This window comes from Kocuria oxytropis, assembly GCF_040981195.1.
GTDB lineage: Bacteria > Actinomycetota > Actinomycetes > Actinomycetales > Micrococcaceae > Kocuria > Kocuria oxytropis.
On sequence record NZ_JAVFXA010000014.1, the window covers coordinates 1 to 12,839 of the forward strand.

Below are 12,839 nucleotides of genomic sequence, written 5' to 3' on the forward strand. Positions count from 1 at the left end.
CTAAGACCCACAGCGCCGATGGTACTGCACCCGGAAGGGTGTGGGAGAGTAGGACACCGCCGGACCACACCACCAGGGTCGAGCCCCCGCACACCAGAGTGCGGGGGCTCCCCGCATTAACCCCCGCACAGGCCCCACCACCACGGTGCGGGGCCTGCCCGCGTTCCAGGGGCCCGCCTGTTCCACCGGCCGGGGCGGCCCGGAGTCCACCATCGCCGTTCGCTACGCTGGGAGTGTTCCTGCCGTATGCCCGCGAGAGGGGTCTCCCACCATGCCCGACGTCAGTGCTGCCACCGCCCGGATCAACGGGGTCACCATGACCTACACGGACCGGGGGGAGGGGCCCGTGCTGCTGCTGCTGCACGGACACGCCTACGACCGGAGCATGTGGGCCCGCCAGATCGAGGTCTTCGCCGGCCGGGGGTGGCGGGTCGTCGCCCCCGACCTGCGTGGTTTCGGCGACTCGGAGATCACCGAGGGGATCGTCTACACGGAGGAGTTCGCCGACGACGTCGCGGGCCTGCTCGACCACCTGGGGATCGACCGGGCGGTCGTGGTCGGCTTCTCGATGTCCGGGCAGATCGCCCTGGAGCTCCTGCACCGTCACCCGGACCGGCTCCGGGCGCTGGTGATCAACGACACCGTGCCGGAGGCCGAGGACTCCGCCGGCCGGAGGCGCCGTCACGTCACCGCCGACGCCATCCTGATCGGCGGAATGGAGGCCTACGGGCGCAGCGTGCTCCCCAAGATGATCGCCGAGTCCACCGTGGAGTCCCGGCCCGGGGTGGCCGCCGAGGTCCTGGCCATGCTCCAGGGGGCTCCGGCGAAGGGCGCCGCCGCGGCGATGCGCGGGCGGGCCGAGCGCAGGGACTTCACCGAGGTGCTCCGCGGCGCCCGGATCCCCGTGCTGGTCGTGGTGGGCGCGGACGACGCCTTCGACGGGGGCGCGGGGCAGCGGATGGCCGAGCTGGCGCCCGCGGCAGAGCTCGTCGTCGTCGACGGCGCCGGGCACACCCCGAACATCGAGCAGCCGGCCGCCTTCGACGAGGCCCTGGACGGCTTCCTGCGTCGCCTGGAGGCCTGAGCGGCGACCGGGCGACGACGGAGGGCTGTCTCCGCGCCACCGCACCCCGTGCTCCCCGGCGGTTCCTCCGCCGGGGAGCACCGGGTGTGCTGTTCTCCGAGAGAGAACCGGTGACATCCCCGCGCAGTGATAAGTATGCTGTCCACATCAGTGCACGACGACAAGGAGTGGACATGACCGAGACGAACAGCGGCAATTCGGACGACGCCGACCGCGTGGCGGTGGACCAGCTCACGCTCCAGAACCCCGTGACGCGCTATCCCGCCGTCGCGCCCCCGAAGCAGGACCAGCCCGAACCCGGCCTGGACGTCGAGCTCGAGCCGAGCACCGACCGCGGGGAGTTCTCCTACCGGGGCACCGGCCGCCTGGAGGGACGCAGGGCCCTGATCACCGGGGCCGACTCGGGCATCGGCGCGGCCGTGGCCATCGCGTTCGCCAAGGAGGGCGCCGACGTCGCCCTGAACTACCTCCCGGACGAGGAGCAAGACGCGCAGGTGGTGAAGGGGATCATCGAGAAGGCCGGGCGCACGGCCGTCCTGCTGCCCGGTGACCTGACCGACAGGGCCTTCTGCGAGCAGCTCGTCGAGGACGCCGTGGAAGGACTCGGCGGCCTGGACGTCCTCGTCAACAACGCCGGCAAGCAGGTCGCGGTCGAGCGCCTCGAGGACCTGAGCGACGAGCAGCTCACCGACACTTTCACCGTCAACATCGTGGCGATGTTCCGGATCACCAAGGCCGCGCTGCGCCACCTCCCCGAGGGGGCGTCGATCATCAACACGACCTCGATCCAGGCGTACCAGCCCTCCCCGGACCTGCTCGACTACGCGTCGACGAAGGCGGCGATCAACAACTTCACCAAGGGTCTCGGCCAGCAGCTCGCTCCCCGGGGCATCAGAGTCAACGCCGTGGCGCCGGGTCCGTTCTGGACCCCTCTGCAGGTCTCGGACGGGCAGCCGAAGGAGGCGCTGCCCGAGTTCGGGCAGTCGACGCCCCTCGGCCGGGCGGGCCAGCCCACCGAGCTGGCCCCCGCCTACGTGTTCCTGGCGTCGCCCGAGTCCAGCTACGTCATCGGCGAGACGCTCAACGTCAACGGCGGCAGCCCCTCGCCGTGACGGCCCCCGCCCCGGGCCGTCGCGCGGAGGGGGCACCGACCCGCGGGCGGGGTCTTGGCCCCGCGCGGCCTCCGCTCTAGGCTGGGGACGAACCGCACCATCAGTGGACTTATGAAATGTTCCAGAAAGGCGGAATCATGACCACCAACCCCTATGACGCGACCCCCTACGAGGCGGGCTCGAGCCACCCGGCCGAGACCGGCGCCTCGAAGAAGGACGTCGCCGCGGAGCAGGGCAGGGCCGAGGCGGAGCATCTGAAGACCGAGGCCGTGGACTCCGGCCGCCGTGTCAAGGAGACCGCCAAGGACCAGGCCGTGACGGTCAAGGAGGAGGCCGCCCACCAGGCGCAGGACCTGTTCGGCCGGCTCCGGAGCGACCTCCGGGAGCAGACGGGACCCCAGCAGGACCGCCTCGCCTCCACCGTGCGCTCCGTCAGCGACGAGATCAACGCGCTGTCCCGCGGGGAGAAGCCCGAGTCCGACTACGTGACGGGTCTCCTCGGCAGCGTCTCCGGGCGGGTGGAGTCCCTCGCCTCCTCCCTGGAGACCAAGGACGCCGGGGAGCTGCTCGACGACGTCCGCCGGTTCGCGGCCCGCCGTCCCGGCACCTTCCTGGCCGTGGCCGCCGGCATCGGCCTGCTGGCCGGGCGCGCCACCCGGGGCGCCCGGGACAGCGACGACATCGCGACCGACCGTCAGGGCGCCCAGGAGTACTTCGGGGTCTCTGGCGACGCCCAGCAGTACGACCAGGGCTACGAGCGCAACCTCACCGGGACCGAGACCTCGGGCTACACGCCGGCCGATCCCTACGCCTACCGCTCCGACGAGCAGGGCGAGGCCGCCCGCACCTACACCGACCGCGTGCCCGGCACCGTCTACCCGGATCAGGAGGGTGACCCTCGATGAGCCATCCCCTTCCTCCCTCGGACGCCGAGCACAGGGCGGAGCGCGAGTCCCTCGGCGAGATGTTCACCTCGCTGAGCACCAACCTCTCCACCCTCATCCAGCAGGAGATCGCGCTGGCCAAGGCCGAGGCGACGCAGGCGGTGCAGGAGGCCAAGCAGTCCGCCACCGACGCGGGCAAGGGCGCTGGCATGCTCGCCGGGGCCGGAGTGGCCGGGCACTTCGTCCTGCTCTTCCTCTCCCTCGCCCTCATGTGGGCGCTGAGCAGCCTGGTGGGCCTGGTCTGGTCCTCGGTGATCGTGGCGGTCGTCTGGGCCGTCGTCGCCGGAGTCCTGGCCGCCCTCGGCAAGAAGAACATCGACCGGGGCAAGCAGGAGATGACGGACGCCACCCGGGATCCGCTGCCCCTGACCCGCGAGACCGTCACCGAGATCCCGGACACCGTGAAGCCCTCCCCGAAGGAGAACCGATGAGCCAGCAGAACCCCGAACAGATCCGGGCCGACATCGAGGCCACGCGCGCCCGGCTCGGCTCCGACGTCGACGCCGTCGCCGAGAAGGTGACACCCGGACGCGTCGTCGACCGGCAGAAGAGCAAGGTCCAGGACACGGTGCGCGGAGTGCGGGAGCGGGTCATGGGCTCCTCCGACGACCCCTACGCCGGGGGCGGCCGCTCCGGCGGTGACGTGAGGGACCAGGCGGCCCAGCGGGCCGAGCAGGCTCGGGACGCGGTGCAGCACGCCCCCGCCGCCGCCCGGGAGAGGACCCGCGGCAACCCGCTGGCCGCCGGGCTGATCGCCCTCGGCGCCGGATGGCTCGTCGGCTCGCTGCTGCCCTCCTCGCAGAAGGAGCAGGAGCTGGTCTCCGACGCGGCGGACCGGGTCCGTCCCCACGCCCAGCACGCGGTCGAGTCCGCGAAGGGCATGGCCCAGGAGGTCGCCGAGGACCTGAAGGTGCCCGCCCGCGAGGCGGCGCAGTCCGTCAAGGAGACCGCGCAGTCCGGCGCCCAGGAGGTCAGGTCGCAGGGCCAGGGTGAGGCCCAGCAGCTGAAGTCCTCCGCCCAGGACTCGGCGCGCTCCGTCAAGGACGAGACGAAGAACGCCTGAGCACGCCCGGCCGTTCGGCGGCCGAGGCCACGTCAGCACGGGGAGGGCCCCGGACCGGCAACGGTCCGGGGCCCTCCCCGTGCCGGCAGGTGGTCAGCGGGCCCGGGCGACCTGCCCCAGGAGCTGCGGGAAGTACCCCGAGAGGTAGCCGCGCTCGGTCGGGTGCAGGTTGTTCGGGTTCCCCGGGACGGTCGGGTCGAAGAAGATCCACGGGTCCTCCGAGCCGACCCCGTGACCGCGGAAGCGGTCGGTGACGTCCACGAAGACGGCACCCTCCTCCGTCACGGCCGCCGCGAGCTCGGCGTTGAGCACGTCGGCCCAGTCGTTGAGCTCCGCGGCCCGCTCCGCGGAGAGCAGGGGGGTGTCCTGCCGCTCGTCGAACAGCCGCGGGTAGCCGAGGACCACGATCCGCGCGTCCGAGGCCTCCTCGATGGCGGCGACGGTCCGGGCGGCGGACCCGGCGGCCTCGTCGATGCGGGCTGGCGCCTCCCCGAGCCGGGCGTTGCACGTCGCCGGTCCTTGGACGGCCTCGAACGGGGCACTGCACGCCTGGATGATCTCGCTCCACCCGATGTCGTTGCCGCCCATGGTCAGGGTCACCACGTCCGCCTCCTCGAGGGCATCGGTCACCGTCCCGTCGTCGAGGAGGTCCCGCACCTGCCACGTCTCGTACCCGGCGCAGGCCGCGTCCAGGGTCACCTCGACCCGGGGATGGGAGTCCAGCTTGTCGACGTGGTCCCGCCCCGTGCCCTGCAGGCAGCCCGGAACGCCCTCGACCGGCCGGATCCCGCCCGTGCCGAAGGCCGCGGAGTAGGAGTCGCCCAGGTTGACGAGCTGGACGGTGCGGGGGCTCGCGGCCGCCGGCGAGGCGGCCGCGGCGGCGAGGGCGAGCGCCGAGGCGAGGGCGGTGACGGTGCGACGAGCGGGCAGGGAGCGCATGGACAGGGCCTTCCGGGAGGGATGGGCGCCTCCCGGGGGCGGCGCCGTGGCGGCGGGGCCGCCGACTCCCTGAATTTACAGTCGGGATGCCCCGGACGGAAGGTCCGCAGTGCGGTCCGTTCCCCACGCCCCGGCCAGGAGGTCGAGGGAGCGCAGCACCTGCTCCTGGGTGGGGGAGGCGGGGGCGATCATGAGCTCGTCCGCGTCGGCCGTGGCCGCGAAGTCCTCCAGGCCCGCGCGGACCGTGTCGCCGGTGCCGGCGACCGACCAGTGCAGCATGTGCAGGATCTGCTGCGCGGCGGGGCTGTCCATCACCATGTCCAGCTCGGCCTCGCTCAGCTCGCGGCCGCGGCCCACCATGGCCCGCACCCGTTCGCGCCGGGCGGTCCCGAGCTGCTGCGCGGCGTCCTCGGCGGTGTCCGCGGCGATGACGTTGACGGCGGCGACGACGTAGGGCTCCGCGAGCTGCTCGGAGGGCCGGAACTGTGCTCGGTACGCGGCCACGGCCTCCACGAGGGCGTCGGGGGCGAAGTGGGACGCGAAGGCGTAGGGCAGCCCGTAGGCCGCGGCGAGCTGGGCGCCGAACAGCGAGGAGCCCAGGATCGTGAGGGGCACGTCCGTCCCGGCGCCGGGCACGGCGCTGACCCCGGGCACCACCGACCGCCCGCTGAGATAGCCCTGCAGCTCGCGGACGTCCTGCGGGAACTGCTCGGCCGCGGAGGGGTCGCGGCGCATGGCCCGCACCGTTCGCAGGTCCGTGCCGGGGGCGCGGCCCAGGCCCAGGTCGATGCGCCCGGGGTGCAGCTCGGCGAGCGTGCCGAACTGCTCCGCGATCACGAGGGGGGAGTGGTTGGGCAGCATGACCCCGCCCGCCCCCAGCCGGATGCCGGTGGTGTGCGCCGCGACGTGGGCGATCAGCACGGCCGGGGCGGAGGACGCGATCGTGGGCATGTTGTGGTGCTCGGAGTACCAGACCCTCAGGTAGCCCAGCCGCTCCGCGTGCTGGGCGAGCCGCACGGAGTCGGCGAAGCTCTCGCCCACGGACGCGCCGCGGCGGACGGTGGCGAAGTCGATGACGGACAGGGGCAGCGGCACGGCGGACCTTTCCTGGGGATCGGGGGAGACTCCACGCTACTCCTCCTGGCCCGGGAGCGCCGTGGCGGGCCCCACACGGGCCGGGGTGCCGGCCGGCAGCGGGCCGAGGTGCGCGGTCCCGGTGCCCACGGCTACGCTCGGCGGCATGACCGACCCCTCGATCCCCTGGGCGGCGCCCGAGCTGTTCGAGCTGCCCCGGGAGCGCGCCGAGATCGCCCCCGGGGCCGTCCACGTCCCGGGGTGGCTTCCGCCGCAGGCGCAGCGGGAGCTGGTGCTGCGGTGCCGGGAGTGGGCCGTGGGGCCGGCGCCCCTGCGCCACGCGGTGCTCCCGGGAGGCGGCCGGATGTCGGTGCGCTCCACCACCCTGGGGTGGGACTGGCAGCCCTACCGCTATCTGCGCACGGGGGACCGCAAGCGTGCCCCGGACATGCCCCCGTGGCTGAGCGAGCTGGGCCGCAGGGCGGTGCTGGACGCCTACGGGGCGGGCGCCCCGGACGTGCCGGGCTACCACCCGGACACCGCCCTGGTGAACTTCTACGACGCCGCCGCGCGGATGGGCATGCACCAGGACCGGGACGAGGCCTCCGCCGCGCCGATCGTCTCCCTCTCCCTCGGGGACGCCTGCGTCTTCCGCTTCGGCAACACGCAGACCCGTTCGGCGCCGTACCGCGACGTGGAGCTGCGCAGCGGCGACCTCTTCGTCTTCGGCGGCCCCTCCCGCTACGCCTTCCACGGGGTGCCGCGCGTCCTGCCGGGCACCGGACCCGCCGAGCTGGGCATGCGGGGCGGGCGGCTGAACCTCACCCTGCGGATGACGGGGCGGGCTGACGCGACGAGCCCCGTGCCACACTGACGGCATGGAACTGCCCGAGCCCGCACCGTGGCACCCGATCGACCCGGCGGCGCCGGACGCCGAGGACGTCGGCGCCTACCGTCTGCTCGCCGCCGACATCGCCTCCGGCGTGGCGGTCGTGGCCGCCCGGCACCGGCGGCGGGACGTCGCCGCGACCGTGACCGGGTTCCTCGACGTCTCCTACGACCCGCCCACCATGCTGGTGAGCCTGTTCGAGGAGGGGCGGATCTGCGACGCCGTGGAGTCCGCCGGGGCGTGGACGCTCTCCGTGCTGCGCCGGGACCAGGAGGGGACCGCCAACTGGCTCGCGAGCCCGGGCAACCCGGTGGAGGGACTGCTGGACCGGGTGGCCTTCCGCCGGGCGCCGCGCTCGGGGGCGCCGGTGCTGGACGGGGCGCTGGCGTGGTTCGAGCTCTCCACCGTGGCCGTGCACACCGCCGCGACGCACCGGCTCGTCGTGGGCGAGGTGACCGCGATGGGCCGCGGGGTCGCCGAGGCACAGGCCGACGACCCGCTGGTGCACTACGCCCGCGGCTACCGTGGCGTGACGCGCTGACCCGCTGCGGCGGCCGCCCGCCCGGGGCACGGACGGGCGGACGGCACTCGTGCAACACTGTGACGTCGGATGTCCTCCGCCCCGTCAGCGACGGAACCGATTGTCCCCGCGGCGGTTCTGGTCCTAGCGTGGTCCGGTGGGGCCGCCCGGCGGCACCCCTCCCACGGCTCTGCACGGAAGGAATCCCATGGCGGCCCAGCAGCACGAACGCCGACCTCGCCGAGGGCACGACGACGCCGCGCCCACCGGCGGACCGCCGGCGCCGGAGGAGTCCCCGCCGACCGCCCTCCCGCGGCCCGGCGCACCGGCCGAGCGCGCGGCCGCCGAGGTCGCCGACCTCGAGGTCCCGGCCGACCACCTCGAGGAGCTCGAGCACGTGGGCGAGGCGTTCAAGGCGGCGTTCGCCCACCACCCGGCCGGGGTCGCGATCATCACCGCGCGGGGTCCGGAGGGTCCCGTGGGCCTGACGGCGTCCTCGGTGTCCTCCGTGTCGGTCGTCCCGCCGATCCTGGGCTTCTCGCTGCAGGCACGGCAGGGTTCGGCCGCGCTGCTGGCCGAGGCCGACTCCTTCCTGGTGCACCTGCTGGACGCCGAGAACCTGGAGCTCGCCCGGTCCTTCGCCGTCTCCGGGGCCCCGCGGTTCGGGCCGGACATGCCCTGGAAGTACCTGGAGACCGGGGAGCCCCGGCTGCTGGGCGTCGCCCGGGTGCTGCGCGCGGTCCCGCTGGCCCGGATCAAGGCCGGACCGGCACTCGTCTTCAACGCCGCCGTCGTCGACGTCCTCGGCCACGAGGGCACGGGCATCCCGCTCGTCTACCATCGCCGCCGGTTCCACGAGCTCAACGACCGCTCCGCCCTCGACCCCGAGGCCTGAGCCCCGGGCACCCGGCCCTGCACCGCGTCGCGGACATTCTCCCATCTTGGTTGTTGACACATCACCAAGGTGCTCGTAGAGTAGTTGACGAAGCAACCACTTGCTCGTCACCCACCAAGGAGAACACCATGTCGCAGCTCAACGGTCTCGTCCCCGGTTCCTGGACCTTCGACCCCGCCCACTCCGAGGTCGGCTTCGCCGTCCGCCACGCCGGCATCTCCAAGGTGCGCGGCACCTTCGGCGAGGTCGACGCCCAGCTCGAGGTCGCCGAGCCGGTCGAGAACTCGACCCTGAACGCCACCGTCCAGATGGCCTCCATCGACACCAAGAACGCGGACCGCGACGCCCACGTGCGCAGCGCCGACTTCTTCGCGGTCGAGGAGTACCCCACGATGACCTTCACCTCGACCGCCGTGGCGTTCGACGGCGAGGAGGGCGCCATCACCGGTGAGCTGACCATCAAGGGCGTGACCCGCACGGTCGAGCTCGCCACCGAGTTCAGCGGCGTGGTCGTCGACGCCTTCGGCGTGACCCGCGCCGGCTTCTCCGCCGAGACCACCATCTCCCGCAAGGACTTCGGCATCACCTGGAACGCGGCGATGGAGGCCGGCGGGGTCCTCGTCTCCGACAAGGTCGTCATCAGCCTCGACGTCGCGTTCACCGCGCCGCAGGACGACCCCGCCGAGACCGTCGAGGGCCAGGAGGCCGTCTCGGCCCAGGCCTGATCCCGGCGAGCGCCTCGCGCTCACGCCAGCGGCCCGCACCCCGTCCGGGGTGCGGGCCGCTGGCGTCGGTGCCCGGCCGGCCTCAGCGCAGCTGCTGCACGAGGAACCAGACCGCGGGGCCCGCGATCAGCAGCAGCAGCGCCCACCGGCGCAGCCGCACCTCGAACCGCGCGGCGTCGATCCGCCGCCCCTCGGCCGGGCGGGACCGGGCGATCTCGTCCTCGAGGGGCCGGGGATCGGACTCGTGCGGGTCGCCGGACCCGGTGCCGGACGCCGACACGGAGGTCACCGCCACTTCGTGGTCATGATCAGCCCCGCCATCATGAGGGCCAGGCCCACCCCGATGTTCCACGTGCCGATCCCGGGCACGGGGTAGGCGCCCTGGAAGAGGTAGTAGAGGATCAGCCACAGCAGCCCGACCACCAGCAGGCCGAGCATGACGGCCTTGTACCAGGTGGGGGTGGGCGCGTGGGTCTCCGGGGAGCCGTGCCGGGAGCGCTCGGTGAGCTCCTGCGCCACCGCGTTGGCCGCAGCCTCCGGGTCGAAGGCGGTGGAGCCCCCGGGGAGGCCCTCCGCCGCCATCCGCGCCAGCTCCGCGTCGACGGTCGGGGCGGCGCCCGTCCCCGGGCGTCCGGAGCCGCCCGGGCGGCGGGTGGGCTTCTTGCGGCGGTTCTTGGACTCGGGCACTGATCCTCCTGGTCACCAAGCGGGCCGTCTGCACGGCGGGGGGTCCGCCCACCAGTCTAGCCGTCCGGTGCGCACCGTCCCCCGGGCGCGTAAGCTGGACGGGCGCACGCGCCGAGAGGCACCCCACTCCCAGGAGATCCTGTGACCGTCAAGATCCTCGTCGTGGACAACTACGACAGCTTCGTCTACACCCTCGTCGGCTATCTCGAGCAGCTCGGCGCCCGGACCACGGTCATCCGCAACGACGACCTCGGCACGGAGGCCGCGTGCGCGCTCGCCGACGAGCACCAGGGCGTCCTGCTCTCGCCCGGGCCGGGGGCTCCCGCCGACGCCGGCGTGTGCACGGCCCTGATCCGGCACGCCGAGCAGACGCAGCAGCCGCTGCTCGGCGTCTGCCTCGGCCACCAGGCTCTCGCGGAGGCGTACGGGGGGACCGTCACCCACGCCGAGGAGCTCATGCACGGGAAGACCTCCCGGGTGGAGCACAACGGCACCAGCGTCTTCGGCGGGGTGCCCAGCCCGTTCACGGCGACCCGCTACCACTCGCTGGCGGTGGTGGACCAGTCCGTGCCCGACGTCCTCGAGGTCACCGCGCGCACGCCGAACGGGGTGATCATGGGCCTGCGGCACCGGAGCGCCCCGCTGCACGGTCTGCAGTTCCACCCCGAGTCCGTCCTCACGGAGGGCGGCTACCTCATGCTCGGCAACTGGCTGGAGCTCGTGGGCCTCAAGGGCGCGGCCCGGGCGGCGGCCTCGCTGTCCCCGCTGATCACCGTCTGACCCGCGGCGGGCCCGCAGGGACCACGTCCGGGCGGGCCCGCCCGGACCACTCCGTCCGGACGGTCCCGTCCGGTCGTTCCGCCGGTCCCGTCCGGGCTACCGCTGGTCGCGCCCGCTCGGCCGGTCCCGGGGCTGCTCGAGCACCTCGCGGGCCCGGGCGGCCGCCGGCTCCGGGACCTCGTCCCGCCCGGCGAGGGCCTCGGCGTCCGGGGAGGACTCCGACGACTCCCCGGGGGAGTCGTCGGGGGAGTCCTCGGGCGAGCCGGTGGGCTCCTCCGCGTCGTCCGGGGCGGCGCTCTCCTCGGGCTCGTCCTCGGTCGGCTCCGGGGAGGGTGACGGGGTGGGCGAGGGGGAGGGCGGCGGAGCCGGGGCCGGCTCGGGGGCGACCGCCACCGTGAGCGTGATCGTCGCGCCCTGCGCCACGGACCGTCCGGCGTCGACGCTCTGGCCCAGGACCTGCCCGGCCGGCACCCCGGACCGGGGCGTGGTCACGACCTGGGCCGCGAGGCGGGTGTCGTCCGCGCCGAGGACCGCGACGGCCTCCTGCCGGCCCAGCCCCACGACCTGCGGCACGGTCACCCGTCCCGTGGACAGCACGAGCTCCACCTCCGAGCCGCTGCGCACCGTGGTCCCCCCGGCGGGGTCGGTGGCGACCACCATGCCCTCGGGCACCCAGGCGCTGTTGACCGAGCGGGTCCGGTCGGCGACCTCGAGTCCCGCGGACTCCAGCGCGTCCCGGGCGTCCTCCTCGGAGCGGCCCGCGAGGTCCCCGGGGACCTCCACCTCGGCGGGTCCCCTCGAGACGCCGAGGACCACGGTGGTGCCCTCCTCGACCTGGGTGTCGGCGGCGGGGTCGGTGCCGACCACGTCGCCCTCGGGCACCTCGTCGTCGAAGACCTCCTCGCGCTGCGGCACGAGCTCCGCGTTGCGCAGCACCGTCTCGGCCACCGAGGCGTCCATCCCGGCCACGTAGGGCACGGCGACGAAGGCCGGCCCGCTGCGCTGGTCCTGGACCCACTGGAGTCCCACGATCCCCAGGACGGCGAGGACCGCGAGGGAGAGGAGGGCGAGCAGGGCCGTGCGCAGGGGGCGCCGGCGTCGCCGGGCGGGGACCGGCCCGTCCTGCGGGGTCGCCGCGGCCACCGGCACCGGGGCCGTGGCGGGTCCCGCGGCCGGGGCCGCCGCGACCGGGACGGGCGGGAGGGTCTTGGTGTCCTCGTCCCGCTTCCGCACCGCCTGCAGGGGCTGGGTGGCGTCCAGGTCCTCCGGCACCGCGGGGCGGAGCTCGCGCAACGCCCGGCGCATCTGACCGGCGTCCTGGAAGCGGGCGGAGCGGTCCTTGGCGAGGGCCCTGGCCAGGAACTCGTCGACCCGGCCGTCGAGCCGGGGATCCAGCTCGGAGGGCGCCGGCGCTCGGTCCCGGACGTGCTGGGCGGCGATGTCCACCGAGGAGCCGCCCACGAAGGGCGCCCGCCCCGTGAGCATCTCGAAGAGCACGCAGGCGGCCGAGTAGAGGTCGGAGCGGGCGTCCACGGACTCGCCCCGGGCCTGCTCGGGGGAGAGGTACTGGGCGGTGCCGAGGACGGCCTGGGCCTGCGTCAGGGCCGGCGAGGTGTCCTCCACGGCCCGGGCGATGCCGAAGTCCATGACCTTCACCTGCCGTTCGGGGGTGACGATCACGTTGGCGGGCTTGATGTCCCGGTGCACGATGCCGGCCCGGTGGCTGTACTCCAGGGCGTCGAGGATCCCGAGCGTGATGTCCACGGCCTCCCGGGGGCTCACGGCGTTCTCGTGGATCAGCTCCCGCAGGGTCCGGCCCGGGACGTACTCCATCACGATGTAGGGGCGGTCCACGCCCTCGTCGGTCTCCGCGAGGATCTCGCCCGTGTCGTAGACCGACACGATCGCGTGGTGGTTCAGGGCCGCCACGGACTGGGCCTCGCGCTTGAAGCGCTCGTGGAAGGTGCCGTCCCGGGCCAGCTCGGGGCGGAGCACCTTGATGGCCACCCGTCGGCCCAGCCGCCGGTCCCGGCCGAGGTGGACGGTGGCCATTCCCCCGCGGCCGATGGTCTCGCCCACCTCGTAGCGGTCGTTGATCAGGGGGGGAACGGGGTTCCGGCCCGGCAC

15 protein-coding genes are annotated in these 12,839 nt (G+C 74.0%); 10 read left to right on the top strand and 5 right to left on the bottom strand.

Translation table 11 applies throughout. The features are described 5' to 3' along the window. Positions 1–271: 271 nt before the first annotated feature. From QYM41_RS13955 to QYM41_RS13975, 5 genes are all read left to right on the top strand, one after another. Positions 272–1,084 (top strand): alpha/beta fold hydrolase, encoded by an 813-nt coding sequence (locus QYM41_RS13955; RefSeq protein WP_368800380.1) that lies wholly within the window; start codon positions 272–274, stop codon positions 1,082–1,084. 173 nt (positions 1,085–1,257) lie between these two features. Further along, the gene (locus QYM41_RS13960) at positions 1,258–2,196 is read left to right on the top strand and encodes an SDR family oxidoreductase (protein WP_368800381.1); all 939 of its coding nucleotides are present in this window, start codon (positions 1,258–1,260) and stop codon (positions 2,194–2,196) included. Between the two features lie 137 nt (positions 2,197–2,333). Further along, on the top strand, positions 2,334–3,101 hold the full coding sequence (locus QYM41_RS13965) for a hypothetical protein (protein WP_368800382.1): 768 nt from the start codon (positions 2,334–2,336) through the stop codon (positions 3,099–3,101). Then, a complete protein-coding gene (locus QYM41_RS13970) occupies positions 3,098–3,571 on the top strand; it encodes a phage holin family protein (RefSeq protein WP_368800383.1) in 474 nt (157 codons plus the stop codon). The genes QYM41_RS13965 and QYM41_RS13970 overlap by 4 nt, the downstream gene beginning before the upstream one ends. Beyond that, a complete protein-coding gene (locus tag QYM41_RS13975; RefSeq protein WP_368800384.1) occupies positions 3,568–4,203 on the top strand; it encodes a DUF3618 domain-containing protein in 636 nt (211 codons plus the stop codon). The genes QYM41_RS13970 and QYM41_RS13975 overlap by 4 nt, the downstream gene beginning before the upstream one ends. A 93-nt stretch (positions 4,204–4,296) precedes the next feature. On the opposite strand, the gene QYM41_RS13980 is transcribed toward QYM41_RS13975, so the two are convergent. Further along, positions 4,297–5,142 (bottom strand): SGNH/GDSL hydrolase family protein, encoded by an 846-nt coding sequence (locus tag QYM41_RS13980; protein WP_368800385.1) that lies wholly within the window; start codon positions 5,140–5,142, stop codon positions 4,297–4,299. 75 nt (positions 5,143–5,217) lie between these two features. Then, on the bottom strand, positions 5,218–6,237 hold the full coding sequence (locus QYM41_RS13985) for an LLM class flavin-dependent oxidoreductase (protein WP_368800386.1): 1,020 nt from the start codon (positions 6,235–6,237) through the stop codon (positions 5,218–5,220). Positions 6,238–6,382: 145 nt separating this feature from the next. Between QYM41_RS13985 and QYM41_RS13990 the strand changes: the two genes are divergently transcribed. The 4 genes from QYM41_RS13990 to QYM41_RS14005 all read left to right on the top strand — a co-directional run bounded on the left by QYM41_RS13990 (position 6,383) and on the right by QYM41_RS14005 (position 9,245). Then, positions 6,383–7,090 carry an alpha-ketoglutarate-dependent dioxygenase AlkB family protein gene (locus tag QYM41_RS13990; RefSeq protein ID WP_368800387.1) on the top strand — a complete coding sequence of 236 codons (708 nt, stop codon included), beginning with the start codon at positions 6,383–6,385 and terminating at the stop codon, positions 7,088–7,090. Between the two features lie 4 nt (positions 7,091–7,094). After that, positions 7,095–7,646 (top strand): flavin reductase family protein, encoded by a 552-nt coding sequence (locus QYM41_RS13995; protein ID WP_368800388.1) that lies wholly within the window; start codon positions 7,095–7,097, stop codon positions 7,644–7,646. Between the two features lie 187 nt (positions 7,647–7,833). Next, the gene (locus tag QYM41_RS14000) at positions 7,834–8,520 is read left to right on the top strand and encodes a flavin reductase family protein (protein WP_368800389.1); all 687 of its coding nucleotides are present in this window, start codon (positions 7,834–7,836) and stop codon (positions 8,518–8,520) included. A 128-nt stretch (positions 8,521–8,648) separates the two neighbouring features. Continuing rightward, a complete protein-coding gene (locus tag QYM41_RS14005) occupies positions 8,649–9,245 on the top strand; it encodes a YceI family protein (protein WP_368800390.1) in 597 nt (198 codons plus the stop codon). 82 nt (positions 9,246–9,327) lie between these two features. On the opposite strand, the gene QYM41_RS14010 is transcribed toward QYM41_RS14005, so the two are convergent. Both QYM41_RS14010 and QYM41_RS14015 read right to left on the bottom strand, forming a co-directional pair. Beyond that, positions 9,328–9,534: a hypothetical protein gene (locus QYM41_RS14010; protein WP_368800391.1), complete on the bottom strand. Its 207-nt coding sequence runs from the start codon at positions 9,532–9,534 to the stop codon at positions 9,328–9,330. Further along, complete coding sequence (locus tag QYM41_RS14015; protein WP_368800392.1) at positions 9,531–9,932, bottom strand: cell division protein CrgA; 402 nt, start codon at positions 9,930–9,932, stop codon at positions 9,531–9,533. Before QYM41_RS14015 ends, QYM41_RS14010 begins: the two co-directional genes overlap by 4 nt. 141 nt (positions 9,933–10,073) lie before the next feature. Between QYM41_RS14015 and QYM41_RS14020 the strand changes: the two genes are divergently transcribed. Beyond that, complete coding sequence (locus QYM41_RS14020) at positions 10,074–10,712, top strand: anthranilate synthase component II (protein ID WP_368800393.1); 639 nt, start codon at positions 10,074–10,076, stop codon at positions 10,710–10,712. A 96-nt stretch (positions 10,713–10,808) separates the two neighbouring features. Here the strand turns inward: QYM41_RS14020 and pknB are convergent, their stop codons facing one another. After that, positions 10,809–12,839, bottom strand: coding sequence for a Stk1 family PASTA domain-containing Ser/Thr kinase (gene pknB / locus QYM41_RS14025; RefSeq protein WP_368800394.1), 2,031 nt, complete (start codon positions 12,837–12,839; stop codon positions 10,809–10,811).

Coding starts and splice junctions, on each gene's coding strand:
- QYM41_RS13955 (WP_368800380.1), top strand. CDS start 272: ATGCCCGACGTCAGTGCTGCCACCGCCCGGATCAACGGGGTCACCATG.
- QYM41_RS13960 (WP_368800381.1), top strand. CDS start 1,258: ATGACCGAGACGAACAGCGGCAATTCGGACGACGCCGACCGCGTGGCG.
- QYM41_RS13965 (WP_368800382.1), top strand. CDS start 2,334: ATGACCACCAACCCCTATGACGCGACCCCCTACGAGGCGGGCTCGAGC.
- QYM41_RS13970 (WP_368800383.1), top strand. CDS start 3,098: ATGAGCCATCCCCTTCCTCCCTCGGACGCCGAGCACAGGGCGGAGCGC.
- QYM41_RS13975 (WP_368800384.1), top strand. CDS start 3,568: ATGAGCCAGCAGAACCCCGAACAGATCCGGGCCGACATCGAGGCCACG.
- QYM41_RS13980 (WP_368800385.1), bottom strand. CDS start 5,142: ATGCGCTCCCTGCCCGCTCGTCGCACCGTCACCGCCCTCGCCTCGGCG.
- QYM41_RS13990 (WP_368800387.1), top strand. CDS start 6,383: ATGACCGACCCCTCGATCCCCTGGGCGGCGCCCGAGCTGTTCGAGCTG.
- QYM41_RS13995 (WP_368800388.1), top strand. CDS start 7,095: ATGGAACTGCCCGAGCCCGCACCGTGGCACCCGATCGACCCGGCGGCG.
- QYM41_RS14000 (WP_368800389.1), top strand. CDS start 7,834: ATGGCGGCCCAGCAGCACGAACGCCGACCTCGCCGAGGGCACGACGAC.
- QYM41_RS14005 (WP_368800390.1), top strand. CDS start 8,649: ATGTCGCAGCTCAACGGTCTCGTCCCCGGTTCCTGGACCTTCGACCCC.